The following is a 25,743-nucleotide window of genomic DNA, read 5'->3' on the forward strand; positions in this document are numbered from 1 at the left end:
TCCAGCAAGGCAGCCGCAAAATGTCCGAAACCCCAGGCGTGATTTCCGGCATGACTCGTCTCAGGAACTACTTCCTGACGGGCTTCATCGTCGCCGCGCCGCTGGCGATCACCGTCTACATCGTGTGGTCGTTCATCGGCTGGATCGATTCCTGGGTTAAGCCGTACATCCCGGCCGCCTACAGCCCAGACACCTACCTGCCGTTCGCCGTCCCCGGCTTCGGTCTTCTGGTGGCAATCATCGTCATCACGCTGATCGGTTTCCTGGCCGCCAACATCGTGGGACGGTCGATCGTCTCGGTCGGCGAGCGCCTGCTCGGCCGCATGCCCCTGGTGCGCGGCGTCTACAAGGCGCTGAAGCAGATCTTCGAGACCGTGCTCTCCAACAAGAACGACATGTTCCGGCAGGTCGGGCTTGTGGAGTATCCCCGCAAGGGCGTGTGGTCGCTGGTCTTCGTGTCCAACGAGAAGGAAACGGAGATCAACATCAAGCTCGACAAGCAGGGCGACCCGCTGGTCGCGGTCTTCATGCCGTGCACACCGAACCCGACCACCGGCTTCCTGATGTATGTCTACCGCTCCGAGATCGTCCTTCTGGACATGTCGATCGAGGACGGCGCCAAGCTGATCGTCTCGGCCGGCCTCGTCGCGCCGGAATACAAGCGCAAGGTCGTCACCAAGGACGGCGCGCCGATCGAGGTCGGCCTCGCAAATCCGGCGATGGAGAAGGTCTCGAACGTCCGGTTCAAGTGAGGGCGACGGTTCACCCCGCCCTGAGTAGCCGCACCGCCTCGTCGCGCCCGAACAGGTAGAGCAGCAATCTGAGCGCCTGGCCGCGCTCGGATTTCAGATCCGGATCGCGCGACAGGATCAGCCGCGCATCGTCGCGCGCAACCTCCAGCAGGTCCGCGTGGAACTCGATGCGCGCCACCTGGAAGCCGGGCGTACCGGACTGCCGCGTACCCAGCAGTTCGCCTTCGCCGCGCAGCTTCAGATCTTCCTCGGAGATGACGAAGCCGTCCTCGGTTTCGCGCATCACCGACAGGCGGCGCTTGGCAGTCTCGCCGAGCGGGTCCTTGTAGAGCAGGACGCAAGATGACGCCTTGGCGCCGCGCCCGACGCGCCCGCGCAACTGGTGCAGCTGCGCCAGGCCGAAGCGCTCCGCGTGTTCGATCACGATGATCGTGGCGTCCGGTACGTCGACGCCGACCTCGATCACCGTCGTCGCGACGAGTATCCTGGTTTCGCCCTCCTTGAAGGCGCGCATCGCCTCGTCCTTTTCCGCGCCCTTCATGCGTCCGTGCACCAGCCCGACAACGTCGCCGAACTCATGCTTCAGCGTCGCAAAACGCTCCTCCGCGGAGGTCACCTTGATCTCGTCGGAGTCCTCGACCAACGGGCATATCCAGTAGACTTTCTGGCCGTCAGCGATGGCCTCGGAGATGCGACCGACCAGCTGATCCATACGCTCGAGCGGGAGCGTGACCGTCTTGATCGGCTGACGGCCGGCGGGCTTCTCCGTCAACCTGGAGACATCCATGTCGCCGAAGGCGGTCAGCACCAGCGTGCGCGGGATGGGCGTCGCCGTCATCACCAGCATGTCCGGCGCGTCGCCCTTTGCGGTGATCGCAAGCCGCTGGTGCACGCCGAACCGATGCTGCTCGTCGACCACGGCGAGCACGAGGTCGCGGAAGACGACCTGTTCCTGGAACAGGGCGTGCGTGCCAACCACGATGTCGATCGAGCCGTCGGCGAGCCCCGCGAGGGTGGATGAACGGTCTCGGCCCTTCTCGCGGCCGGTCAGGATTGCGGCCTTGAGGCCCGCGCGTTCCGCCAGTGGGGCGATGGTGGCGAGATGCTGGCGCGCCAGGATTTCAGTCGGCGCCATCAGCGCGGCCTGTCCGCCCGCCTCGACCGCACGGGCCATCGCGAGCAGCGCCACCACCGTCTTGCCTGACCCGACGTCGCCCTGGAGAAGCCGCAGCATGCGCTCCGGTTCGGCGAGGTCGGCATTGATCTCGGCCAGAGCGAATTCCTGCGAACCGGTCAGCGAGTAGGGCAGGGCTTTGCGGATCGCGTCCTCTATCTTTCCGTCTCCGGTCAGCGGGCGGCCCGAAAGCCGCTTCACGTTGGCCCGTACCAGCGCCAGCGACAGTTGCCCGGCCAGGAACTCGTCATAGGCGAGCCGGCGCCAGGCGGACGCTTCCGGCGAGACGTCGAGCGGCGCCTGCGGGTCGTGCAATTTCCTCAGTGCATCGGGGAAGGACGGAAAGCCCTGCTTCCTCGCCACGGCAGCGTCGAGCCAGTCGGGCAGGCTGGGAATCCGCTCGACGGCCTGGCCGATTACACGCCTGAGCACCTTGCCGGACAGGCCCGCCGTCAGCGGATAGACCGGCTCGACCAGCGGCAGGCTGTCGGCTCCAGACAGAGGCGCGATATGGTCAGGGTGCACCATGGAGGGACGGCCGTTGAACCACTCCATGCGCCCGGACACGACGACATGTTCGCCGACCGGCATCTGCTTTTCCAGATAGGCGGCATGGGCATGGAAGAAGGTCAGCGCGATCTCTCCGGTGTCGTCATGCGCAAAGACGCGGTAGGGCACCGATCGGTTGCCGCGAGGCGGCGGCTGGTGGCGGTCGATCCTGAGTTCCAGCGTCACGATCGCCCCTTGCGCCGCCCCCGCGATACCTGGACGATTGCGTCGGTCGATCACCTGGTGCGGCAGCGTGAACAACAGGTCGCCGACCCGCGCGCGGCGTTCGCCTAGGTCAGCCGGAACCACCTTCTCGATCAACGCGGCGACCTTCGGCCCCACGCCTTCGAGCGACGTGATCGGCGCAAACAGCGGATCGAGGAGCGAAGGGCGCATGACGGGAACTTAGGCAGGAATGCGACCGGCGCAAAGCTGACAAGGCGGTCTATCCACGCTATACGCGCGCACCTGACAGGCTGGGAACGACGATGAGCGGAAGCGGACGATCGAGCGAGGGGCTGGACGCGCGGCGGCGCAAGTTGCTGTTCCGCTCCTGGCATCGTGGCATCCGCGAGATGGATCTCGTCCTCGGCGGTTTTGCCGACTCGGCCATCGGCTCCTTGACCGACGCCGAATTGCACCAATATGAACATCTTCTCGAGGTGCAGGACGCCGACCTGCTCGCCTGGGTCACCGGGCAAAATCCCGTCCCCGCCGATTTCGATACCCCCTTGCTGCGGAAGATCATGGCCTTCCGCGCCGCCTGAAGAACGAATTCATGAGCCTGCTTGAAAAAATCAGCCTGCCGCATGGCCGGACCGGCCAGTTCATCGTCGATGGCGTCGCCGACGGCTTTGAGGCGTTCGCGCTGGCTTCGGCCGCCAGGGAGGCAGCACCCGACCGGCCGCTGCTGTTCGTGGCTCGCGACGGCCAGCGCCTGCCGGCGATCACCGAGGCGCTGGCCTTCGTCGCACCAGAACTGCCGGTTCTCGAATTCCCGGCCTGGGACTGCCTGCCCTACGACCGCGTGTCGCCCGGCTCGGATGCCGCGGCACGCCGGCTCGACGCACTGTCCGCGATGGCTGCGCTGCGCCGGGAGCCGCATCGCGCCATCGTCCTGACGACGGCCAACGCGCTTCTGCAGCGCATACCGCCGGCCGAGATCATCGAGGCCCAGGCCTTTCGCGCCAGGCCGGGCGGAAACGTCAACATGAACGCGTTGATCTCGCGGCTCGAGAAATCGGGTTTCGAGCGTGTGCCCACCGTGCGCGACGTCGGCGAGTTCGCGGTCCGCGGCGGCATCCTCGATCTCTATGCCCCCGGCGCCGATGAGGCGCTGCGCCTCGACTTCTTCGGCGACACGCTCGAGACGGTGCGCGCCTTCGACGTGGCGACGCAGCGCACGAGCGGCACGCGCGCGCAGGTTTCCCTTCAGCCGATGACCGAGGTGACGCTGACGCCGGAGACGATCGAGCGGTTTCGCCGGAACTACATCGAGACGTTCGGCGCGCCGTCGCGCGACGACGCGCTCTACACGGCGATCAGCGAGGGCAGGCGTTTCGCCGGCATGGAGCACTGGCTGCCGTTTTACTACGAACGGCTGGACACGTTGTTCGATTACCTGCCGGGGGCGCCGGTGATCTTCGACCATCTCGCCCACGAGGCCATCGACGAGCGGCACAAGCTGATTGCCGACTACTACGAGGCGCGGCGCCAGCAGTCCGGTGCGGCGCTCAAGGAAGCGGTTCCCTATCAGCCGACGCCGCCCGGCCTGCTCTACCTGACGCCCGACGACGTTGCCGCGGCGATGGGCGACCGTCTTGCCGTGGAACTGACGCCATTCGAGACGCCGGACGCGGGCCCGCGCGCGGTGCTGCACGGCGGATCTCGCCCCGGCCAGACGTTTGCCGAGCAACGCGCGGATCCCAACGCCAACGTCTTCGACGCCGCGGTCAGGCACATCGGCGAGGTCAGGGCTGCGGGCCGGCGGGTCGTCATCGCCGGCTGGACCGAAGGGTCGCTCGACCGGCTGAACCAGATTCTGTCCGAACACCAGCTTGGCAACGTCAAGCCGGTCGCGACATTGGCCGAGGTGGAAAAACTCGGCCCCGGCCAGGCCGGGGCGGCGGTGCTGCCGCTGGAAGCCGGTTTCGAGACCGACCGGCTGACGATCATCGCCGAACAGGACATTCTCGGCGACCGTCTCGTCCGCCGATCCAAGAAGCGGAAAAAGTCCTCCGACTTCATCGCCGAGGCGGCCGCTCTTTCGGCCGGAGACATCGTCGTCCATGCGGACCACGGCATCGGGCGTTTCATCGGGCTGAAGACGATCGAGGCCGCCGGCGCGCCGCACGACTGCCTGGAGATCCACTACGCCGGCGACGGCCGGCTCTACCTTCCCGTCGAGAACATCGAACTGCTGTCGCGCTACGGCTCCGATGCCGCCGAGGCCCAGCTCGACCGCCTCGGCGGCGGCGCCTGGCAGTCGCGCAAGGCCAAGCTGAAGAAGCGCCTTCTCGAGATGGCCGGGCAGCTCATCCGCATCGCCGCCGAGCGCAAGATGCGCGTCGCCAAGGCGTTCAACCCGCCCGACGGGCTGTACGGCGAATTCTCGGCAAGGTTCCCCTACGAAGAAACGGAGGACCAGCAGAACGCGATCGACGCGGTGCTTGACGATCTCTCCGCCGGCCGGCCGATGGACCGGCTGGTATGCGGCGACGTCGGATTCGGCAAGACCGAGGTGGCGCTGCGCGCCGCCTTCGTGGCCGCGATGGAAGGCGTCCAGGTCGCCGTCGTCGTGCCGACGACGCTTTTGGCGCGCCAGCACTTCAAGACGTTTTCCCAGCGCTTCGCCGGATTGCCGATGACCGTGCGGCAGGCTTCGCGACTGGTCGGCGCGAAGGAACTGGCCGAAACCAAGAAGGGCATCGCCGATGGCACGGTCGATGTCGTCGTCGGTACCCATGCGCTGCTCGGCAGCGCCATTTCGTTCCGGAACCTCGGCCTGCTGATCGTTGACGAGGAGCAGCATTTCGGGGTCAAGCACAAGGAGCGGCTGAAGGAGCTGAAGAGCGACGTGCACGTGCTGACGCTGTCGGCCACGCCCATTCCGCGTACGCTCCAGCTCGCCATGACCGGCGTGCGCGAACTGTCTCTGATCGCGACGCCGCCCGTGGACCGCATGGCGGTTCGCACCTTCATCTCGCCGTTCGACCCTCTAGTCATCCGCGAGACGCTGCTTCGCGAACGCTACCGCGGCGGCCACAGCTTCTATGTCGTCCCGCGCATCAGCGACCTCCAGGAAATCCGCGACTTCCTCCAGCAGTCGGTTCCCGAGCTCAAGGTCGCGACCGCCCACGGTCAGATGCCGCCTGGCGAACTCGACGACATCATGAACGCCTTCTACGACGGGCAGTACGACGTCCTGCTATCGACAACGATCGTCGAATCCGGCCTCGACATCCCGACTGCCAACACGCTGATCGTGCATCGCGCCGACATGTTCGGCCTGGCCCAGCTTTACCAGCTGAGGGGCCGCGTCGGGCGCTCGAAGCTGCGCGCCTATGCGCTGTTCACCCTGCCGGCCAAGCGCAAGCTCACCGACACGGCCGACAGGCGCCTGAAAGTCCTGCAGTCGCTGGATACGCTCGGCGCCGGCTTCCAGCTTGCCAGCCACGACCTCGACATCCGCGGTGCCGGCAATCTTCTCGGCGAGGAACAGTCCGGGCACATCAAGGAAGTGGGCTTCGAGCTCTACCAGCAGATGCTGGAGGAAGCCGTGGCCGAGATCCGCGATACCGGCGAAGCGGTCGACGGCGGCTGGTCGCCGCAGATTACCGTCGGCACCGCCGTCATGATCCCCGAAGGCTACGTGCCCGATCTACAGCTTCGCCTCGCGCTCTACCGCCGCCTCGGCGATCTCGAGACGCCGGAGGAGATCGACGCCTTCGGCGCGGAACTCATCGATCGCTTCGGGCCGCTTCCCGACGAAGTGCAGCACCTCCTGAAGATCGTCTTCATCAAGGCGCTCTGCCGCAAGGCCAATGTCGAGAAGCTCGACGCGGGACCGAAGGGGGTCGTCATCCATTTCCGCGAAAAGACCTTCCCGAACCCGGCCGGCCTCGTCCGCTACATCGGCGAGCAGGGAGCGCTGGCGAAGATCAGGCCGGACCACAGCATCGTCTTCATGCGCGACTGGCCGAACTCAGAAAAGCGTCTTGCCGGCTCGGCGGTCGTCATGACACAGCTTGCCCGCATGGCCACGAACGCAGGATAGACCGATGTCTGGCGGAACCGACCTGCAGGAACTGCTCGCCTCGATGTCGCCGGAACTCCTGCCCGGCGTCCTGGTGTTCGCCACGCTGCCGCCCGGCGCGTCGCGCCCTGACGGCATCGATCCCGTCATGACTTTTCGCGAACGAGAGGGCGAGACCCTGATCCTGGCCGAAGAGCAGGCGATGGCGGCCGGACTTGCGTCCATCTTCCGCAGCCGGATGATCACGCTGAACGTCCATTCCTCCCTCGATGCGGTCGGCTTCATCGCGGCGGTCGCAACCCGCCTCACCGAAGCGGGCCTCGGCGTGAACCCGGTTTCGGCCTATTTCCACGACCACCTGTTCGTGCCGGCGGAGCGGGCGGACGAGGCTATGGCCATACTGCGGGCGCTGGCGGCCGAAACCCGGGTTTGAGCCGGTCGGCCGGTTCGGGCCCCAAACCCTTGCCACCCACGGCGGTTTGCACTAGCGAAGTCCAAACCCGTTCAAAGCACAGGCCGCCATGTCCATCATCGATACCCGCACGCCCGACGCCAAGCGCCTCATTCCGGGAGCGACCGGCGACTGGGAGGTCATCATCGGGCTCGAGGTTCACGCCCAGGTGACGTCGGAGGCGAAACTCTTTTCCGGCGCGTCGACGGCCTTCGGCGCAGCGCCCAATGCCAATGTCAGCCTGGTCGACGCGGCCATGCCCGGCATGCTGCCCGTCATCAACGAGGAATGCGTGCGCCAGGCGATCCGCACCGGTCTCGGGCTCAAGGCGCGCATCAATCACAAGTCGGTCTTCGACCGGAAGAACTATTTCTACCCCGACCTGCCGCAGGGCTACCAGATCTCGCAGTTCAAGCAGCCGATCGTCGGCGAAGGCACGGTGACCATTTCGGTCGGCCCCGACCGCGAGGGCAAGTTCGAGGACATCGAGGTTGGAATCGAGCGCCTGCATCTCGAACAGGATGCCGGCAAGTCGATGCACGACCAGCACCCGACCATGTCCTATGTCGACCTCAACCGGTCAGGCGTGGCGCTGATGGAGATCGTGTCGAAGCCCGACATGCGCTCGGCCGACGAGGCGAAGGCCTACGTCACCAAGCTCAGGACCATCGTGCGCTACCTCGGGACGTGCGACGGCAACATGGACGAGGGTTCGATGCGAGCCGACGTCAACGTTTCCGTGCGCAGGCCGGGCGGCGACTTCGGAACGCGCTGCGAGATCAAGAACGTCAACTCGATCCGCTTCATCGGCCAGGCCATCGACTATGAGGCGCGCCGGCAGATCGCGATCATCGAGGACGGCGGGACAATCGACCAGGAAACCCGGCTTTTCGATCCCGGCAAGGGCGAGACGCGCTCGATGCGCTCCAAGGAAGAAGCGCACGACTACCGTTACTTTCCCGATCCCGACCTGTTGCCGCTCGAGTTCGACCAAGCCTATGTCGATGCGCTGGCGAAGGACCTTCCGGAACTGCCCGACGTCAAGAAGGACCGGCTGGTCAACAGCCTGGGGCTTTCCGTCTACGACGCCTCGATTCTCGTCTCGGAAAAGGCGGTGGCCGACTATTTCGAGAGGGTCGCGGCCGGGCGCGACGGCAAGACGGCTGCCAACTGGGTCATCAACGACCTTCTAGGCGCCTTGAACAAGGCCGGAAAAGATATTGAAAACGCTCCGGTTTCGCCCGATCAGATCGGCGCGATCATCGACCTGATCAAGGAAGGCACGATCTCCGGCAAGATCGCCAAGGACCTGTTCGAGATCGTCTGGAACGAAGGCGGCGACCCGCGCCAGATCGTCGAAAGCCGCGGCATGAAGCAGGTCACCGACACCGGCGCGATCGAGAAGGCGGTGGACGAGATCATCGCCGCCAACCCAGACAAGGTCGAGCAGGCCAAGGCCAAGCCGACGCTCGCCGGCTGGTTCGTCGGCCAGGTCATGAAGGCGACCGGCGGCAAGGCCAACCCGCAGGCCGTCAACGACCTCGTCAAGGCCAAGCTCGGGATCGAGTAGGCGATGTTCGTCCGGACCGCTGGGGAACGCGACCTCGCGGCGGTCCGCGACCTGCTGGTCGAGACCTGGCACGCGACCTACGACGACCTCTACGGCGCAGAGCGTGTCACCGGGATCACCGACGACTGGCACTCCCTGCAGGCGCTCAGGCGCCGCCTCGAAATGCCGAACGGCGAGTTCCTCGTCGCCGACGATGGCAACCGGATCGGCGGCATGGCCTTTGCCGACGCCGCTTCCGACGGCAAGTCCGTCACGCTGCGCCAGCTGTACGTACGCCCGGCATTCCAGGGACGCGGCGTTGGCGGCATGCTGCTGGACGAGATCATCGAGAGCTTTCCGGAGGCAATGCTGTTCCGGCTCGAAGTCGAGGAAGCGAACGCCGGCGCCATCGGTTTCTACCGGTCGCAGGGTTTCGAACAGGCAGGCCGGACCGCCAATTGCGGTGCTGCCGATTCGGGCATTCCGGCGCTGGTGTTCGAACGCGTTCGCGGCTAGGGCTTAACCTCGCCTGAAGCAATGCCCGGAATCTGCCTTCGCGTCGGCCGGACGCGGGACAAACGCTTGCCTTCCGCACAAGCCGACGCCATAAGCGGGAGAACACGACGCCTTGAGGCGACGAGGGACAGATGAAGACCTTTTTGACGCAGTTTTTCACCTGGTGGAACAGCCAGACGCTCGGCACCCGGTTCCATACCTGGCGCTTCGGCAAGCGTGTCGGCGAGGACGCGGCCGGCAACGTCTACTATGAAGGCGGCACGAACTCCGATGGCCAGACCCGCCGCTGGGTGATCTACAAGGGCTACTCGGAAGGCTCGGCGGTACCGCCGGGCTGGCATGGCTGGCTCCACCACAGGACCGACACGCCGCCGTCCTCCGAGGACTACCAGGCGCGGTCGTGGCAGAAGCCGCATCTGCCCAACCTTACCGGTTCGCCGGATGCGTACCGTCCGAAGGGATCGGTGCTGAGCGGGACGCACAGGCCGCAGGTCACCGGCGACTACGACGCCTGGACGCCGGGTGCCTGACCGTGGGTGCGGCGGGACGGGTCATTTGTCGCCACAATTGCCGGCTAGGTGCGTGACCAGTTTCCCGATCACTGAACGCCCCCAGCGTCCACGGCCGGACGCATCTTCCGGTGACCCCGCAATGCCCAGCTACCGCCGTTCAGCACTGGCCAGACTTGGATGGACCGCCCTTGCGGCCGTCGCCATCGGCGCATCGACGCCGGCGCTGGCCGAGCGCATCAGCAATCCGGTCGCCGAATTCACCGGCGTCGACAAGATCACCGGTCGCATCATCACCTTCGACGTCTACATCGACGAGACGGTCCAGTTCGGCGCTCTTCAGGTTACCCCGCGGGTCTGCTACTCGCGCCCGATCACCGAGGAACCGAAGACCGATTCGTTCGTCGAGGTCGACGAGATCACGCTCGACCGCAAGATCCGCCGAATCTTCACAGGCTGGATGTTTGCCGAAAGCCCAGGCCTCAACGCCGTCGAGCACGCCGTCTATGACGTCTGGCTGAAGAGCTGCAAGCAATCGTCGGACGTGCCGGCCCCCGAAACGAACTGATACCCATGGCAGACTTGTCGGGGCTCGCGGGACGGACCGGAACGGCATTGGGATGCCTTGCGACCGCCGTCGTCCTCGCATTCGCCGGCAGCGCGCGGGCAGACACCATCTGCACGGTGCTTGCCGATCCCGCCTCGGGAAAGGTGCTCTCGCAGGACGGCGAATGCGACCGACGCGTTCCGCCTGCGTCCACCTTCAAGATACCGATCAGCCTGATGGGCTATGACGCCGGCTTCCTGCAGGACGCGACGGCGCCGCGGCTGCCCTTCAAGCAGGGCTATCCGGACTGGCGCGAATCCTGGCGGACCGACATCGATCCGACTTCCTGGATGCGCGAATCGGTGGTCTGGTATTCGCAGCAGTTCACGCAGGCGCTCGGCAAGGAGGCCTTCGCGCGCTATGTCGAGGCGTTCGACTACGGCAACCACGACGTTTCGGGCGATCGGGGCAAGGACAACGGCTTGACCCGTTCCTGGCTGAGTTCGTCGCTGCGCATTTCCCCTCTGGAACAGGTCGGCTTTCTCGCCCGGGTGACCGGCAGGACGCTTCCGCTCGAGGCTCGCGCCTACGAGATGACCGAGGCAATCCTCGGCAGGCACGATCTGGCCAATGGCTGGACCGTGCGCGGCAAGACCGGCGCCGGCTTTTCAGTCAAACCGGACGGAACACCCGACCGGCAGCGCCCGTTCGGCTGGTATGTTGGCTGGGCGAGCAGGGACGGCCGGACAATCGTGTTTGCGCGGCTGGTCGAGCGATCGGCGCCGCAGAAGATGAGCCCGGGCCTCGGCGCACGCGACGCCATGCTGGAGGAACTTCCGAGCCTTCTGGACGCCGCCTCAGGCGACTAGACCAATGCTTCAGGGTTGAAGGTCGCGCTGCCCTTCAAGGCTTCCTGCAGCATCTTTTCGTAGCGCCCGCGCGGCACGTCGACCGCGCCGAAACGTTTCAGGTGCTCCGTGGTGAATTGCGTGTCCAGAAGCACGAAGCCGCGCTGGCGCAGGCGCTCGACCAGATGCGCCAGGCACACTTTCGATGCGTCGGTCTCGCGCGAAAACATGCTTTCGCCGAAGAAGGCCCGGCCGAGGCTGACCCCGTACAAACCACCGACCAGCTGCATCTCGCGCCAAGCCTCGACCGAATGGCAATGGCCGCGGTCGAAGAGCCCGATATAGGCTTCCCGGATTGGCGCGTTGATCCATGTCGACCTGCGCTCTTCGCGCTCTTCCGCGCAGGCGTCGATGACACCCGAGAAATCCGTGTCGAACCGGATGTGGAACCGTTTCTGCCTGATCACCTTTTTCAGGCTCTTAGGCAGGTGGAAAGCGTCGAGCGGGATGATGCCGCGCGACTCCGGCCGGACCCAGAAGACTTCCGGGTCATCGGCGCTCTCCGCCATGGGGAATACGCCGGACGCGTAGGCCTTGAGCAGAAGGTCGGTCGGTATCCGGTATCCGGGCGCGTAGGGGCGCGTCATGGCCGCGCCCGTTCCCTAGTCCGACGGGGCCGCGAGGTATTTTTCGAGCCAGTGGATGTCGTAGTCGCCATTGGCGATGTCCGGGTTGCCGACGAGGTCGCGGAATAGCGGCAGCGTCGTCTTGATACCGTCTACGACGAATTCGTCGAGAGCGCGGCGAAGCCGCATCATGCACTCCACCCGGTTGCGGCCGTGCACGATCAGCTTGCCGATCAGGCTGTCGTAGTAGGGCGGTATCCGGTAGCCCGAATAGACGCCTGAATCCACGCGGATGCCGAGGCCGCCTGGCGTGTGGAAGTGGGTGATGGTGCCGGGCGAGGGCGCGAATGTGCGCGGGTCCTCGGCGTTGATGCGGCATTCAATCGCGTGGCCGTGGAACCGGATGTCTTCCTGCCTGACCGACAGTCCGCCGCCCGAGGCGACGCGGATCTGCTCGTGGACGAGGTCGATGCCGGTGATCGCCTCGGTGACCGGGTGCTCGACCTGAAGGCGGGTGTTCATCTCGATGAAGTAGAACTCGCCGTCCTCATAGAGGAACTCGATCGTGCCGGCGCCCGAATAGCCGAGGCCGGCCACGGCATTGGCGCAGATGTTGCCGATGCGCGCCCGTTCCTCCGCGTTCAGGGCAGGGGAGTTGGCCTCTTCCCACACCTTCTGGTGACGACGCTGCAGCGAGCAGTCCCGTTCGCCCAGGTGAATGCCCGATCCCATGCCGTCGCCGAACACCTGGATTTCGATGTGGCGCGGCTTCTCGAGGTACTTCTCGATGTACACGGCGTCGTCGCCGAAGGCGGCGCCGGCTTCCGACTTGGCCGTTGCCAGCGCGACGTCGAGGTCGGCTTCGTTGCGCGCGACCTTCATGCCGCGTCCGCCGCCGCCGGCGGATGCCTTGATGATGACCGGATAGCCGATCTCGGCGGCGACCCGCCTGGCTTCCTTCTCGTCCGAGATGGCGCCTTCGGAGCCGGGCACGACGGGGATGCCGAGGCGCTTGGCGGTGCGCTTGGCCTCGATCTTGTCGCCCATGACGCGGATATGGTCGCCGGACGGGCCGATGAAGGTGATGTTGTGGGCCGCCAAAATGTCGGCGAACTTGGCGTTTTCCGACAGGAAGCCGTAGCCCGGATGCACAGCGTCCGCGCCGGTGATCTCGCAGGCGGCGACGATCTGGTGGACGTTGAGGTAGCTGTCGCGCGACGGCGGCGGACCGATGCACACGCTTTCGTCGGCAAGGCGGACATGCATCGCGTCGGCGTCGGCGGTCGAATGTACCACCACCGTCTGGATGCCGAGTTCCTTGCAGGCGCGCAGGACCCGGAGGGCGATTTCGCCGCGATTGGCTATGAGGATCTTCTGGAACATGAGCGCCAAACCTGCCGGCGCTATTCGACGACGACGAGCGGCATGCCGTATTCCACCGGCTGGGAATCCTCGACGAGGATCGCCTTCACCGTGCCGGCGCGCGGCGACGGAATCTGGTTCATCGTCTTCATCGCCTCGATGATCAGCAGCGTTTCGCCTTCCTTGACCGTCTGGCCGATCTCGATGAAGGGTTTGGCGTCCGGGGCAGGGGCGAGATAGACCGTGCCGACCATCGGCGAAGGCACCGCGTTCTTGGACGTCTCCGCCGGCGCGGCGGCGGCAGCGGCGGGCTGAGCCGCGGCATGCGGAGCCGCGACAGCCGCCGGAGCGACGTAGGCGGGCGGCGGCGCAACGGCGTGAACGGTCGCTGCCTGGCGCGAGACCCTGACCTTGAAATCGTCGAGTTCGACTTCGATCTCGGTCAGGTTGGTGTCGTTCAGGATGCCCGCGAGGTCGCGGATAAGCTGCTGGTCGATGCCGGTTTTTTTGGTCGTCATTTCAAAGCCTTCTTATTGTCCGGTCAGTCAGATGCGCGCCGCGAGCGCCTGAAGCGCAAGCGTGTATCCAAGTGGCCCGAAGCCGCAGATCATACCTACAGCATGCGGCGCGACCTTGGAAACGTGCCGGAAGGGCTCGCGCGCGTGAATGTTCGAGAGATGCACCTCCACGACCGGCAGCGGCGCCGCGGCGCGGATGGCGTCGTGGATGGCGATGGACGTGTGCGTGTACGCGCCGGCATTGAGCACGATGCCCGCGGCCTTTTGCGATGCCTCCTGGATCCAGTCGACCAGCACGCCCTCGTGGTTGGATTGGCGAAAATCCACCGCGAGCGAGAGGCCTTCCGCCGCGCTGCGGCAGTCGGCTGCGATGTCGTCGAGCGTCCCGGTGCCATAGATCCCCGGCTCGCGCTTGCCGAGCATGTTGAGATTAGGGCCGTTCAGGACGAAGATCGTTTTCAAGCAAGAGACCTTTGTTGGTGTCGGCGCCCCGGCGCCGCAACCTCTATAGTTGTCTTATCCGGCCGGGAAAAGAGCACAAGGGACTAGTTTTCCTCGGCTCGCGGCCTGCCTGGTGCGCTGGGCCGTCACCCAGAGAAGGCGAAGGCGCGCTGCGGGTTCTCGACCATGAACTTGCGGATCAGCTTCTTACCGTCGAAGCCCGCCTCGCCGGCCTCCTCGATGAAGCGCGGCACCCATTTCTCCAGGATGAAACCCATGCCGAGCCCGCCTTCGCCGTAGCTGGCGAACATGGTGCGACGGGCGATGTCGCCGCCGACCATCACCTGGTCCTCATGTCCCCAGCGAACGAGATCGAGAATGCAGCGGGTCCGCACGTCCTCCGGATAGTATTTGACGCGCGTGATGCCGTCGAAGGAGAAGAACGCGCCGGTCTCCGCAACCTTTCGGTGAAGCCACCGATCGGGGTTGCGGTCGAGATGCGCGATGGTGAGTCGGGCGGGATCCACGCCCTCCTGGCGCAGAAGATCGAGCTGTTCCAGCGCCATGGTGCCGAGTTCGGTATGGGAATGGACCGGCGCACCGGTCTCCTTGTGGGCATCGAGCACGGCGAGCAGCACCTTCACCTCAGATTCCGTCATCGTGTTGTAGCCGGTGCCGAACTTGACGACGCCGCCCCTGATATCTGTCCCGTCCATGCCTTCGGTGACCTCGGCGACGACGTGGTCTGCGAGTGCCCGACGGCTCTGCGCGGCGATCCAGTTGGCAAACGTAGCGCCCTTCGCGGCAAAGGTGCCCGGCCACATGATGGCCTTGTTGAAGCCGGCCGTCGCAATGACCTGAACGCCGGCCGCTTCCGCGATGCGCTTCACGACCCCGACGTCGCGGCCGTAGTCGATCGCCGTGGCGTCATAGATCGTGCGACCCCCGGCCTTCGCGAACAGCTCCAATTCGGCCTGCGAGGCCTCGGGGCTGTCGAGCAGGAGATCGACGTCGCCTTTCTGTTTCCAGAGCTGCGGGACGCAGTAGATATGATCGTGCGCATAGGTGACACCCATGGCGCCTGGATCGATGTCGCCGCTCACGGTTCGGACGAAGGCCATGTCAGAGCTCCAAAATGAAAATGATTTTCATGTCGATTGTGCCAGCAAAATTGGCTTTGTGTAGACATCAAAGTTCATTACGAAAATAATTGCAATGACCGGTACATTTGCTAGGCTGCGCGCACGGCGTCCCCGTTCGGCGCAGCAAAGCGAGAGGCATATGGCCAAGATTCGAACCGTGCTCAACGACGTCGGCCCCGAGGGCCTTGGTCTGATCTACACGCACGAGCACCTCATCACCTATCCTCCGGCGGTCCAGAAAGATCGCGACCTGGAACTCTCAAGCTATGAGTGCTCGCTGCGGGAACTGAAGATATTCAAGGAATGCGGCGGCACGCTGCTGGTAGAGGCGACGACGCTCGACTACGGGCGCGACCCTTCCGCGATGGCGCGGATGTCAAAGGAAGCGGGCGTGCCCGTGGTCGCCGTGAGCGGCTTCAACAAGGCTGCCTATTTTCCGCTGTGGGTCGACACGACGCCGCTCAACGGCATCGCCGACAAACTCGTCCGCGACGTTGTCGACGGCATGGATGGCGGCCCCTACAAAGCCGGTCACCTGAAGTCAGGCGGGTCCTACAACTTCATCCATCCGCTGGAGGAAAAGACGACGCGTGCCGTGGCGCGGGCCCACAAGGAAACGGGAGCGCCGATCTGGCTGCACACCGAGGCCGGCACGATGGGCCTGGAAATGCTCGACATCCTGGAGAGCGAAGGCGTCGACCTCGAAGCCGTCGTCGTCGGGCACAGCGACCGCAATCCGGATCCGTGGTACCATGCGTCGATCGCAAGGCGCGGCGCCACCGTGCAGTTCGACGGCGTTTCGAAGGTCAAGTACCACCCCGATTCGGCGCGGATCGCCTGCGTCAAGGCGCTGGTCGAGGCCGGCCATGCGGAGCGCCTGATGATCTCGGGCGACATGGGGCGCGCCTCCTACCTTGCCGGCTACGGCGGCGGCCCGGGCTTTGCGTTCATCGCCACGAAATTTATCCCGCGCATGCGTGACGAGGGGATCGCGGCCGAACTCATAGACACGATCTTCAAGGCGAACCCGGTCCGCTGGCTGGCCCGGTTCTGACACTTTCCTGCATTTTTCCTAGCGCGAGACCCAATGACCGTCGAAGCGAAATACCTCAGCCGCGATGCCTTTGCCGAGCGCATCGCCCGATTTCCAGCCGTCATCCTGCCGCTCGGCGCCACCGAGCAGCACGGCTACCACCTGCCGCTCGGCGTCGACATCATCCTGGCCGAGGCGCTGGCGGTCCGCGTGGCCGAAGCGACCGGGGCGACGGTGATGCCGGCGATGCCGTTCGGCTATTCCTGGGTCTGGCGCGATGCGCCGGGGTCGGTCACCGTCGAATCGCGCACGCTCGAGGACGTCATCGTCCAGATCGCCGAGAGTTTGGCGCGGCAAGGTGTTCGCCATGTCTTCCTGGTCAACGGGCACGAGGCGAACGGCGCGACGATGAAATATGCCTCGCGCCGCCTTTGGGACCATGCGGGCGTCAAGGTCTGGCGGCTGTTCTATCCCGATCTCGGCGCGGTCATGGCCAAGCATTGCGAAAGCCCGACTTGGCACGGCATCGTGCATGCCTGCGAGTTCGAGACATCGCTCATGCTGGCCGTCGCGCCTCACCTCGTCGACATGTCCAAGGCGGTGCGCGAGTATCCTGAGCGCGACCGCGGATACTTCCAGGGCGGGCGCCCGATGGGAGACCTGAGCAAGAGCGGCGTGTTCGGCGACGCGACGCTCGCGACAGCCGAAAAGGGCGAGGCGATGCTGTCGATCTTCACGGAAAGCATGTCGCGCGCCCTGCGCGAGATTTGCGCGGAAGGCTGACGTGATCCATACCGACCCGATCACCACCCAGGAGGTCCGGGCCGGCCATGAATGACGTCTTCAGCCGAATCACCAAGATCTACCCGACACTGAAGAAGGCGGAGCGGCGAATTGCCGATCTCGTTCTCGCCGATGCCGACTTCTTCCTGCGCGGATCGATCACCGAGGTAGCGGAAGCCGCCGGCGTCTCGGCATCTTCGCTGACGCGCTTCAGTCGACTCCTGGAAGTCGAGGGCTTTCGTGAACTCAAACTGTCGGTCGCACAGGCCAAGAGCGCGCAGAGCCCATACTACCACCAGTCGGTGCAGGCGCTGGGCGAAATGGACATCGCCGAGGGCCGACTGGAATATCTCTACCTCCAGCAGGTCATCGCCTCGCTGAACTCGACGTTCACCCGGCTCGACGCCGAGGCGCTGGTCGATGCGATCCGCGCGATCCGGTCGGCGCGCCGCATACGGACATTCGGCGTCGCGGTATCCGGACTGATCGCGCAGGAAACCGCGATGCGCTTCATGCGGCTGGGGCTCGAGGCGACATATGTCGCGGATTCACATTTCATGCGGATCGCTTCGAGCCTGCTCGGCCAGGGCGATGTCGCCATCTGCATTTCCCATACGGGTCGCTCGCAGGAAGTGCTGGACGCCGCCGACATGGCGCACAGGCAAGGCGCTACCGTCGTCGGGCTGACCGCGCCACACACGCCGCTTTCGCGCAAGGCAGACATCCTCATCGAGATGTCGGTGTTCGAGGAGATCGACATCTACACGCCGTCCATCTCGCATTTCGCCTACCACTACGTCATCGGCCTGCTGTCGTTTCACATCGGCCAGTCGGCCGACCTCGACCGCGACGGCCTGCTGTCGAAGATCAAGACAGGGCTCGCCCGAGGACAAACCGCCGAACTTTCCCAATGAAAATATTTGCAGGAAATTTCCTGCAACAAAAACAATGCGTTACGCCTATGCACTTCAATGACGAAAATCTTTACATTTTTTTTCGGAATGCTAGAGTTTTGCGGGATTGAAGCCACCTGGTGACCGGCCCTGAAGGACCGGACAGCAAAACCCGCACACGCAAAAAGGGGAATGACAATGAAGTTTTTCGGCATAAGCACCGCGCTCGCAGCCCTGCTCATGGCTTCGGCTGCCAAGGCAGAGAGCACGGTCTCGCTGCATCCGGGTCTCGGACCCGCCGATGGCGCGACGGTGGTCGACGCCTCGCGCTATGAAGCGCGGCGCGACGGCAAGTACACCATCGGCTTTTCCAACGTCTTCACCGGCAACAGTTGGGTCGTGCAGCTTCTCGAGGAAGCCCAGTGGCGCGCCGACCAGTTCCCCGAAATCGAGCGCTACATTGTCACCGACGCCAATTTCGATCCTTCCAAGCAGGTCGCCGACGTCGAGGACATGCTGGCGCAGGGCGTCGACGCCATCGTCATCAATCCGACCTCGCCGGTCGCGGTCGTGCCGGTCCTCGAAAAAGCCTATGACGCGGGCGTCGCGGTGATCATCGTCGCTGCCGATGCGCAGACCGAGAAGGCGACCGTGCGCATCCTGGCCGACCAGGTGAAATTCGGGCGCGACGGCGGCAAGTTCCTCGCCGAGGCGATGGGCGGCAAGGGCAAGGTGATTGCGCTGCGCGGTATCGCCGGCATTTCGGTCGATACGGATCGCTGGGATGGCGCTGCCGAAGTGTTCGCGCAGCATCCCGGCATCGAAGTCGTCGGGGAAGTCTATGCCCAGTGGGCCTACGACCAGGGTCGCCAGGCCTGCGAAAGCCTCGCGCTCGCGCATCCGCAGATCGATGGCGTGTGGTCGTCGGGCGGCGCGATGACGCAGGCCTGCATCGAGGTTTTCAATGAACTGGGGCGCGATCTCGTGCCGATGACCGGCGAGGCCAATAACGGCTTTTTCGGCGCCTGGAAGAAGAACCAGGCGGCTGGCTTCGATTCCATCGCCCCGCAGAACCCGACCTGGATGGTCGCGGAAGGCGTTGCCGCGGCGGTTGCCGTTCTCAACGGCCAGGACGTCTACACCGAGTACAAGGTCATCGCCGAGCCCTTCACCGCGGCCGATCTCGACAAGCTCTACCGTCCCGACCTGAACGACTCCTACTGGGTCGGCTCGATCCTGCCAGACGACAAGCTCAAGGCTCTCTACGGGAACTGATCGGTATTGCGCGACGCTGCGCCCGCCAGTCTACTGGCGGGCCGGCGCTACCCGCCGCGCCCGAGAGGCGCGGCATCGCTGCATGAACGGATATGATGGCAGCCCAACCACCCCAAATCGCAGTCGATGACCTCAGCATGTCGTTCGGGGCCGTACAGGCGCTGAAGGCGATGCAACTCGTCGGGCATGCCGGCAAGGTTCACGCCGTGATGGGCGAGAACGGGGCCGGGAAGTCGACCCTGATGAAGCTGCTGTCCGGCGTGTACCGCCCGGATTCCGGCACGATCCGACTCAACGGCGAAGTCATGTCCTTCGATCATCCGCGCGACGCGCAGGATGCGGGCATCTCCACGATCTTCCAGGAATTCTCGTTGCTGCCGAACCTGTCGGTGGCCGAGAACCTGTTTCTCGGCCGCGAGGTCGAGAATGGCCGGACGCTGTCGGCGGGCGCGATGCGGCGGCGCACGGTCGAGGCGCTTGCCGAACTTGACCTGCGGATCGATCCCGATCGCCGCGTCGGCTCGCTCAGTGTCGGCCAGCAGCAGATGGTCGAGATCGCCAAGGGCGTCGTGGCCGATGCATCGGTCTTCATCTTCGACGAGCCGACGGCCGCGCTCGCATCGCACGAGGTGGAGACCCTGTTCGCGTTGATCCGACGGCTGACGGCGCGGGGCAAGTGCGTTTTCTACATTTCGCACCGGTTGAGCGAGGTGTTCGCGATCTGCGACGATGTCACCATCATGAAGGACGGCGCTTTCGTGCTTCGCGTGCCGACCGCCGAAACGACGGTGGACGAGGTCATCCGCGGCATGGTGGGCCGCCCCATCGAGGAACTGTTCGAGTCACGCGCCGAGGCGCTCGGGCCGATCCTGCTCGCCTCGGAGGCGCTTGTCGGCGAACGTGCGCCGGCGCCTCTGTCGCTGCGGATCCACGAGGGCGAGATCGTTGGCATCGCCGGCCTCGAGGGGCAGGGCCAGCAGCAATTGATGCGCCTGATCGCCGGATTCGATCCGGTCAGGTCGGGCACGCTGGAGCTTGCAGGCCGGCCGATCGGCGGCCGCACGGCGCGGCAGCGCATGGCGGCGGGAATCGGCTTCGTGCCGGAGAGCCGCAAGGACGACGGGCTGTTCCTGTCGCTAGACATCGGCGCAAACATGACGACCGCGGCAATCGCACGGCGGCCGCTCCTGTCGTGGGTGCCGCATCTGGGCGCGCGGATCGCGGACGTGATGAAGCGGTTGGCCGTGAAGGCGCCCGACGCGAAAACGCCCGTTGTCGACCTGTCCGGCGGCAACCAGCAGAAGGTGGTGCTCGGCCGCTGGCTCCTGGCCGGCGCCAGGGTGCTTCTCTGCGAGGAGCCGACGCGCGGCGTCGATGTCGGCGCGAAGCGGGAAATCTATCGGCAACTGCGCGAGTTCACCCGCGAGGGCAGGGGCATTCTCGTCACTTCTCGCGAACTGCCTGAACTGATCGGCCTCTGCGACCGCTTGCTCGTCATCCGCAACGGCGCAATTGTTGCGGAGATGGACGCGCGCGACGCAACCGAGGACGAACTGCTGCGTTCGGCCCTTCCGGCCGTCGAAAGCGAGGCGGCGTGAGCGTGGAATCCAAGACCCGACGCCGGGGCATCGCCGTTCGCATTCTGGAAGACGCGTTCTGGTTTCGCCAGCGCGGGGCGGCCCTGTCCTACGCGATCCTCGCCGCGATGCTGCTGATCCTGGCGATCGTCGTGCCGCAGACGTTCTATTCCGCCACCAACCTGTCGAATCTGGCCAGCCAGCTCGCGCCGCTTTTCCTGGTGTCGCTCGGACAGACCTTCGTGCTTCTGGGGGCCGGATTCGACCTTTCGGTCGGCGCGGTCATCTCGCTGTCCTCGGCGATCCTGACCCTCGATCTCGCCGATCCCGTGAAAATTCCGCTGGCCTTTGCGGCTGCGGGCTCGGTCGGTCTCGTCAACGGCTGGGGCTGCGTCTACTTGCGTGTGCATCCCATCATCATGACGCTCGCGACCAGTTCCGTCGTGCAGGGCGTCGCGCTGCTCCTGCTGCCGACGCCCGGCGGCATCGCGCCGCGCATCCTGGTGCAGATGGCGTCCGGCACCTTTCTCGGACTGCCGGTCGGCTTCTACTGGATCGTAGGGGCCAGCGCAGCGGCGATCTGGCTGGTGCACGGTGCGACATACGGCATCCGGCTCTACGCGACGGGCCAGAACCCGCAGGCGGCTTGGATGAGCGGCATCCGCGCGCCGCGCATCCGCGTATCGACCTATGTCATCTCGGCGCTGATGGCGGCGCTGGCCGGCGCCTACCTCACCGGCCGGCTGGCCTCGGGCGATCCCAATGTCGGCAGCGCGCTCGGCCTGGACAGCGTGCTCGGCGCAGCGCTCGGCGGAACATTGCTTTCGGGCGGCGTCGGCGGGCCGATCGGCACCGTCGCGGGCGTCCTGATCATCGGTATCCTCAACAACGGGCTCAATCTCGCGGGCGTATCGCCCTACTACCAGTTCATCGTGAAGGGTTCGATGCTCGTGCTGGCCGTCAGCCTGTTCAGGCGCAAGGAGGCCGGCCTGTGAAGCGCTTCCTGCTGTCCCTGCCGCCGGCCTTCTGGGGGCTCATCGCCGTCTGCGTGTTCGCGGCCTTCACGCAGCCCCAGTTCCTGTCGCTGCCCTTCCTGATGATCCTGCTGCGGCAGGCCGCGCCGCTCGGCATCGTCGCGCTCGGGCAGACCTTCGTCGTCGCCAACCGGTCGCTGGACCTGTCGGTCGGCGCAACCATCGCCTTCGTCAACCTGATTGTCGCGCATGCGATGTGGAACGGCTATCCGCCGGCCTTCGTCATCGCGGTGGCGCTCTGCGTGGGTCTGGTGATCGGCCTCGTCAACGGGCTTCTGGTCACCGTGCTACGCGCATCCGCCGTGGTGGTCACGCTCGGTACCGCTGCCGTCATCACCGGCATCGGCTTCCTCTACTCCGGCGGCGCGCCTGGCAGCTCGATGGCCGAACTCGTAAAATGGCTCGGCCGCGGGCGCATCGGGGTAGTGCCGGTTTCGGGCCTTGCCTGCCTGGCCTTCGGCATACTCGCCTGGATCCTGCTGCGCCGGCTGACGCTTGGTCGCTACATCTTCGCGGCCGGCGACAACCCTTCGGCCGCCTCCTATTCCGGCATCCCGGTCAACACGACCCTGCTGCTTTCGCATCTGCTCAGCGGCTTGTTCGCCGCAAGCGGCGGCGTCCTTCTGTCGGGCCTCGTCGGTGTCGGCTCGTTGAACCTCGGCGCCGACTATGTGCTGAGTTCGATCGCGGCCGTCATTCTCGGCGGCGCCGTGTTCGGTGGCGGGGCCGGCAGCGCGGTCGGCACGATGCTCGGCACGGCACTGCTGGTCATGGTGCTCAACCTGCTCACCGTGTTCGGGGTCGACCAGCCCGGCAAGCTGATCGTTCAGGGTCTGGTGATCGCCGTCGCGGCCATCATCTACCAGCAGGGCCGACGTGGCTGACGACCTGACGCTCGGCATCGACTTCGGCACCTCGGCGGTAAAGGTCGTCGCTCTGGCGGCCGATGGAACCGTGGCCGCGCAGGCATCACGTCCCTACGCAACCTACAAACCCGCCGCCGACCGCGCCGAGCAGGAACCGCAGGACTGGTGGGACGCGCTTTGCGCGGCGACGCATGAGATGATGGCCGCGCTAGATCCGGCCTGCGTCGTGGCCGCTGGGCTTTCCGGCCAGCTGAACGGCGTCGTGCTCGTCGATGCCAACGGCGTCGTGCTGGGGCGCAGCCATATCTGGCTCGACCAGCGCTGTGCGCGGGAGACGGCCGAGCTTCGGCAGTTTCACGCGGATGCGCTTGCGGTCACGTCGTCGCCCATTTCGCCGATCGCCGTGCTGCCGAAGCTGCAGTGGCTGAAGCGCCACGAGCCAGAGCGGATCGCCGCCGCGAGCCGCGTGTTCCAGGTGAAGGACTACATCCTGTGGCGCCTGACCGGGGCGCTCGCCACCGATGCGAACGAAGCGTCGGCGACCTCGCTCATGGACCTTGGCCGGCGAGCCTGGGACGACCGGCTGGTGGAGCTTGCCGGCATCGATGCCGCGCAGCTGTGCCCCATACTGCCGGCGTCGCGTATGGCCGGTCGGGTGACGCCGGCGGCCGCGAGCCAGACCGGCTTGCCGGTCGGGCTCGGCGTCGCCCCCGGTGCTGGCGACACCGGCGCGCTGGGCGTCGGCTGCGGCGCCTTTGCGACCGGAACGGTCGCGGTCACCCTGGGGACCGCCGGCCATGTCGTCGCTTCCGTGCCAAACCGGCCGCAGGGGATCGCCCCGGGCCTGTGGCGCATGGCGCATGTCGCGCCCGACCGCGAGTTGTGGCTCGGGCTCATTCCGGCCGGCGGCCTCTCGATCGCCTGGCTTCGCAGGATAGGCCGGGGTTTTGGCGGCCGCGACCTCGATTTCTCCGACCTGGAACGACTGGCGCAGGACGTGCCGCCCGGTTCCGACGGCGCGGTCTTCCTGCCGTTCCTCGAAGGCGCCGGAACGCCGTGGAACGATCCGGCGCGCCTTGCCGGCTACGGCGGGCTGAGCGTGGCGCACGAAGCCGGACACCTCGTGCGCGCGGTCTATGAAGGTGTCGCCTTCAACGTCCGGGCGTGCCTTGAACGTTTCGAGCAGGAAGGCGTGGTGCTGGATCGGGTTCATCTGGCCGAGGGGGGAGCCCAGTCGCCGCTCTGGTGCCAGATCATCGCCGATGCACTCGGCCGCGACGTCCATGTCGTCGCCGAACGCGACACGTCGGCCATCGGCGCCGCGATACTCGCGCGGGCCGCGACAGGCACGGACGACCTGGACAGCGTCATCGCCCGCTCGGTCAGGATCGCACGCGTGCACCGACCCGACCCTGCCGCGAGGGACGCGATACAGGCGTCCCTGGCGCTTTTCGCCCGGCAGGCGGGGGCATTCTGATGAGTGGTCCCTTCTTCCTGGGCCTCGATGCCGGCACCTCGCAGACCAAGGCTGCCCTGTTCGACCTTGCAGGGCGGGAGATCGCCGTCGCCGAGATCGCGACCTCGATCAGCCGCCCCCATCCGGGCTGGAGCGAGATCGATCCCGATGTCGCGCTCGCCGCGGCCACGGGCGTACTCGGACGCGTGGTGCGCGAGAGCGGGGTCGACGCCGGGTCTATCGCCGGGCTCGGCATCTCGGCTGCGATGGTCGGGGCCTGGGTGCTCGATGCCGCCGGCCACCCGCTGCGCCCGGCGATTACCTGGGAAGACGGCCGCACGAAGGACCTGATCGACGCGCACGTGGCCGATATGCCGGACTTCATGAGCCGGATTTTCGCGTCCTCCGGGTCGGTTATGCAGCGGGGCTGCACGCTGCCGGTCATGGCGTGGCTGGCGCGGCACGAACCGCATCTTCTATCGAAGGCTGCGCATGTCGTGTCGTTCAAGGACTATCTGCGTTTCTGCTTCACTGGCACAATCGGCACGGACCGCAGCGAAGCGGCGGTATTGCCGGGTTCCGCCGCGGCGCGCGACCGGTCCAACGACGTGATCTCGCTCTTCGGCCTCGAGCCTTATCGGCACCTGCTTCCGCCGGTCGAGGACAGTGAAGCCCTGGGCGGAAACATGCGCGCCGACGTCGCTGCTGCGATTGGCGTGAGGGCCGGTCTGCCTGTCGCCGTCGGGGCAGGTGACGTCGCGGCCACCGTGCTCGGAACCGGGGTGCTTGAGCCGGGGACAGCGGCAGCGGTTCTCGGAACCGCCTGCATGGTCGGCGTCATCGATGACCGCCCCGTCTTCGACCCGCCCGATGTCGGCCTGCTTTTCACCCTGCCTGCCGACCGCTGGTACCGGGCGATGCTCAACGTGGCCGGCACGCTCAATCTCGATTGGGCATTCAACACGCTTGCCCCCGACCTTGCACGGCGGGCCGACCGGTTTGCCGTTCTCGACTCGATGCTGGACGCGACGCCGCCCGGCGCGCACGGCCTGACTTATCTGCCGTATCTGTCGCAGAGCGGAATCATTGCGCCGGTCGTGGATCCGGCCGCGCGCGCCCAGTTCAGCGGACTTGTGCCGCGCCACGATCGGGCCTGCATGTTCAGGGCGGTTCTCGAAGGCGTGGCGTTCGCCATGGCCGACCTGCTCGACGTGCTTTCCTTTCAGGGCGACCGTCTCGTCCTCGTCGGCGGCGGTGCGCGAAACGACCGGTGGTCCCGGATGATCGCCGACATCGTCGGCCGTCGGGTTGTCGTGCCGGAAGGCACGCAGTTCGGCGCGCGCGGCGCGGCATGGCTTGCGGCGGCCGCCACCGGCCATCTCGCCGACATCGTGAAGGCCGGAAAAGTCAGCGCCGGTGACCGAATCTTCGAGCCATCCTCTGCGGGCGCCTGCGCTCCCGCCTACAAAACCGCGCTCGCCGCCTATCGCACCGCCAAGCTGCGGATGCTCGGACCGGCCGCCAGCCGGAGCTGAGGGCAGGGCAAGGCCGTCATCTCATCTGACCGTACCGAAACGTCTGCGGCAA

At 65.9% G+C, this 25,743-nt stretch carries 23 protein-coding genes and 1 pseudogene; 18 read left to right on the top strand and 6 right to left on the bottom strand.

The window, feature by feature from the left end:
* Positions 1-20 precede the first annotated feature (20 nt).
* Positions 21-811: pseudogene (locus ABUE31_RS17890) on the top strand (DUF502 domain-containing protein).
* Here ABUE31_RS17890 and recG read toward each other — a convergent pair.
* Entirely contained in the window at positions 763-2,871 is a 2,109-nt protein-coding gene (gene recG / locus ABUE31_RS17895; RefSeq protein WP_367725067.1) for an ATP-dependent DNA helicase RecG, read from the bottom strand. The pseudogene ABUE31_RS17890 and the gene recG sit on opposite strands and share 49 nt — an antisense overlap.
* A 92-nt stretch (positions 2,872-2,963) precedes the next feature.
* Between recG and ABUE31_RS17900 the strand changes: the two genes are divergently transcribed.
* The 8 genes from ABUE31_RS17900 (at position 2,964) to blaOXA (ending at position 11,171) form a co-directional block, all read left to right on the top strand.
* Positions 2,964-3,242: an FAD assembly factor SdhE gene (locus tag ABUE31_RS17900; protein ID WP_367725068.1), complete on the top strand. Its 279-nt coding sequence runs from the start codon at positions 2,964-2,966 to the stop codon at positions 3,240-3,242.
* Between the two features lie 11 nt (positions 3,243-3,253).
* Positions 3,254-6,751 (top strand): transcription-repair coupling factor, encoded by a 3,498-nt coding sequence (gene mfd / locus ABUE31_RS17905; protein ID WP_367725069.1) that lies wholly within the window; start codon positions 3,254-3,256, stop codon positions 6,749-6,751.
* Positions 6,752-6,755: 4 nt separating this feature from the next.
* On the top strand, positions 6,756-7,163 hold the full coding sequence (locus ABUE31_RS17910; RefSeq protein WP_367725070.1) for an ACT domain-containing protein: 408 nt from the start codon (positions 6,756-6,758) through the stop codon (positions 7,161-7,163).
* A gap of 88 nt (positions 7,164-7,251) precedes the next feature.
* The gene (gene gatB, locus ABUE31_RS17915; RefSeq protein ID WP_367725071.1) at positions 7,252-8,751 is read left to right on the top strand and encodes an Asp-tRNA(Asn)/Glu-tRNA(Gln) amidotransferase subunit GatB; all 1,500 of its coding nucleotides are present in this window, start codon (positions 7,252-7,254) and stop codon (positions 8,749-8,751) included.
* 3 nt (positions 8,752-8,754) lie between these two features.
* The gene (locus ABUE31_RS17920) at positions 8,755-9,246 is read left to right on the top strand and encodes a GNAT family N-acetyltransferase (protein ID WP_367725072.1); all 492 of its coding nucleotides are present in this window, start codon (positions 8,755-8,757) and stop codon (positions 9,244-9,246) included.
* Between the two features lie 131 nt (positions 9,247-9,377).
* The gene (locus ABUE31_RS17925; protein ID WP_367725073.1) at positions 9,378-9,776 is read left to right on the top strand and encodes an NADH:ubiquinone oxidoreductase subunit NDUFA12; all 399 of its coding nucleotides are present in this window, start codon (positions 9,378-9,380) and stop codon (positions 9,774-9,776) included.
* 121 nt (positions 9,777-9,897) lie between these two features.
* Positions 9,898-10,323: a DUF2155 domain-containing protein gene (locus ABUE31_RS17930; protein WP_367725074.1), complete on the top strand. Its 426-nt coding sequence runs from the start codon at positions 9,898-9,900 to the stop codon at positions 10,321-10,323.
* A 5-nt stretch (positions 10,324-10,328) separates the two neighbouring features.
* Positions 10,329-11,171, top strand: coding sequence for a class D beta-lactamase (gene blaOXA / locus ABUE31_RS17935; RefSeq protein ID WP_367725075.1), 843 nt, complete (start codon positions 10,329-10,331; stop codon positions 11,169-11,171).
* Here the strand turns inward: blaOXA and aat are convergent.
* From aat to ABUE31_RS17960, 5 genes are all read right to left on the bottom strand, one after another.
* Positions 11,168-11,797: a leucyl/phenylalanyl-tRNA--protein transferase gene (aat, locus tag ABUE31_RS17940; protein WP_367725076.1), complete on the bottom strand. Its 630-nt coding sequence runs from the start codon at positions 11,795-11,797 to the stop codon at positions 11,168-11,170. The genes blaOXA and aat overlap by 4 nt on opposite strands.
* A gap of 15 nt (positions 11,798-11,812) precedes the next feature.
* Positions 11,813-13,159, bottom strand: coding sequence for an acetyl-CoA carboxylase biotin carboxylase subunit (accC, locus tag ABUE31_RS17945; protein WP_367725077.1), 1,347 nt, complete (start codon positions 13,157-13,159; stop codon positions 11,813-11,815).
* 20 nt (positions 13,160-13,179) lie between these two features.
* Positions 13,180-13,656, bottom strand: coding sequence for an acetyl-CoA carboxylase biotin carboxyl carrier protein (gene accB / locus ABUE31_RS17950; protein ID WP_367725078.1), 477 nt, complete (start codon positions 13,654-13,656; stop codon positions 13,180-13,182).
* Positions 13,657-13,683: 27 nt separating this feature from the next.
* A complete protein-coding gene (aroQ, locus tag ABUE31_RS17955) occupies positions 13,684-14,118 on the bottom strand; it encodes a type II 3-dehydroquinate dehydratase (protein ID WP_367725079.1) in 435 nt (144 codons plus the stop codon).
* Positions 14,119-14,243: 125 nt separating this feature from the next.
* Positions 14,244-15,218: a phosphotriesterase family protein gene (locus tag ABUE31_RS17960; RefSeq protein WP_367725080.1), complete on the bottom strand. Its 975-nt coding sequence runs from the start codon at positions 15,216-15,218 to the stop codon at positions 14,244-14,246.
* Between the two features lie 160 nt (positions 15,219-15,378).
* On the opposite strand from ABUE31_RS17960, the gene ABUE31_RS17965 reads away from it, so the two are divergent.
* The 9 genes from ABUE31_RS17965 (at position 15,379) to ABUE31_RS18005 (ending at position 25,691) form a co-directional block, all read left to right on the top strand.
* Positions 15,379-16,293: a phosphotriesterase family protein gene (locus tag ABUE31_RS17965; protein WP_367725081.1), complete on the top strand. Its 915-nt coding sequence runs from the start codon at positions 15,379-15,381 to the stop codon at positions 16,291-16,293.
* 33 nt (positions 16,294-16,326) lie between these two features.
* Positions 16,327-17,055 (top strand): creatininase family protein, encoded by a 729-nt coding sequence (locus tag ABUE31_RS17970; protein ID WP_367725082.1) that lies wholly within the window; start codon positions 16,327-16,329, stop codon positions 17,053-17,055.
* Between the two features lie 47 nt (positions 17,056-17,102).
* Positions 17,103-17,969, top strand: a complete 867-nt coding sequence (locus ABUE31_RS17975; RefSeq protein ID WP_367725083.1) for a MurR/RpiR family transcriptional regulator — start codon at positions 17,103-17,105, stop codon at positions 17,967-17,969.
* 177 nt (positions 17,970-18,146) lie between these two features.
* The gene (locus ABUE31_RS17980) at positions 18,147-19,223 is read left to right on the top strand and encodes an ABC transporter substrate-binding protein (protein WP_367725084.1); all 1,077 of its coding nucleotides are present in this window, start codon (positions 18,147-18,149) and stop codon (positions 19,221-19,223) included.
* Positions 19,224-19,360: 137 nt separating this feature from the next.
* The gene (locus tag ABUE31_RS17985) at positions 19,361-20,821 is read left to right on the top strand and encodes a sugar ABC transporter ATP-binding protein (RefSeq protein ID WP_367725085.1); all 1,461 of its coding nucleotides are present in this window, start codon (positions 19,361-19,363) and stop codon (positions 20,819-20,821) included.
* Between the two features lie 2 nt (positions 20,822-20,823).
* Entirely contained in the window at positions 20,824-21,795 is a 972-nt protein-coding gene (locus tag ABUE31_RS17990; RefSeq protein ID WP_367725086.1) for an ABC transporter permease, read from the top strand.
* A complete protein-coding gene (locus ABUE31_RS17995; RefSeq protein WP_367725087.1) occupies positions 21,792-22,718 on the top strand; it encodes an ABC transporter permease in 927 nt (308 codons plus the stop codon). The genes ABUE31_RS17990 and ABUE31_RS17995 overlap by 4 nt, the downstream gene beginning before the upstream one ends.
* Positions 22,711-24,177, top strand: a complete 1,467-nt coding sequence (locus ABUE31_RS18000; protein WP_367725088.1) for a xylulokinase — start codon at positions 22,711-22,713, stop codon at positions 24,175-24,177. Before ABUE31_RS17995 ends, ABUE31_RS18000 begins: the two co-directional genes overlap by 8 nt.
* The gene (locus tag ABUE31_RS18005) at positions 24,177-25,691 is read left to right on the top strand and encodes an FGGY-family carbohydrate kinase (protein WP_367725089.1); all 1,515 of its coding nucleotides are present in this window, start codon (positions 24,177-24,179) and stop codon (positions 25,689-25,691) included. The genes ABUE31_RS18000 and ABUE31_RS18005 overlap by 1 nt, the downstream gene beginning before the upstream one ends.
* The last annotated feature ends 52 nt before the right edge of the window (positions 25,692-25,743 follow it).

The sequence above is a fragment of the Mesorhizobium marinum genome (assembly GCF_040813675.1).
Lineage (GTDB): Bacteria > Pseudomonadota > Alphaproteobacteria > Rhizobiales > Rhizobiaceae > Mesorhizobium_K > Mesorhizobium_K marinum.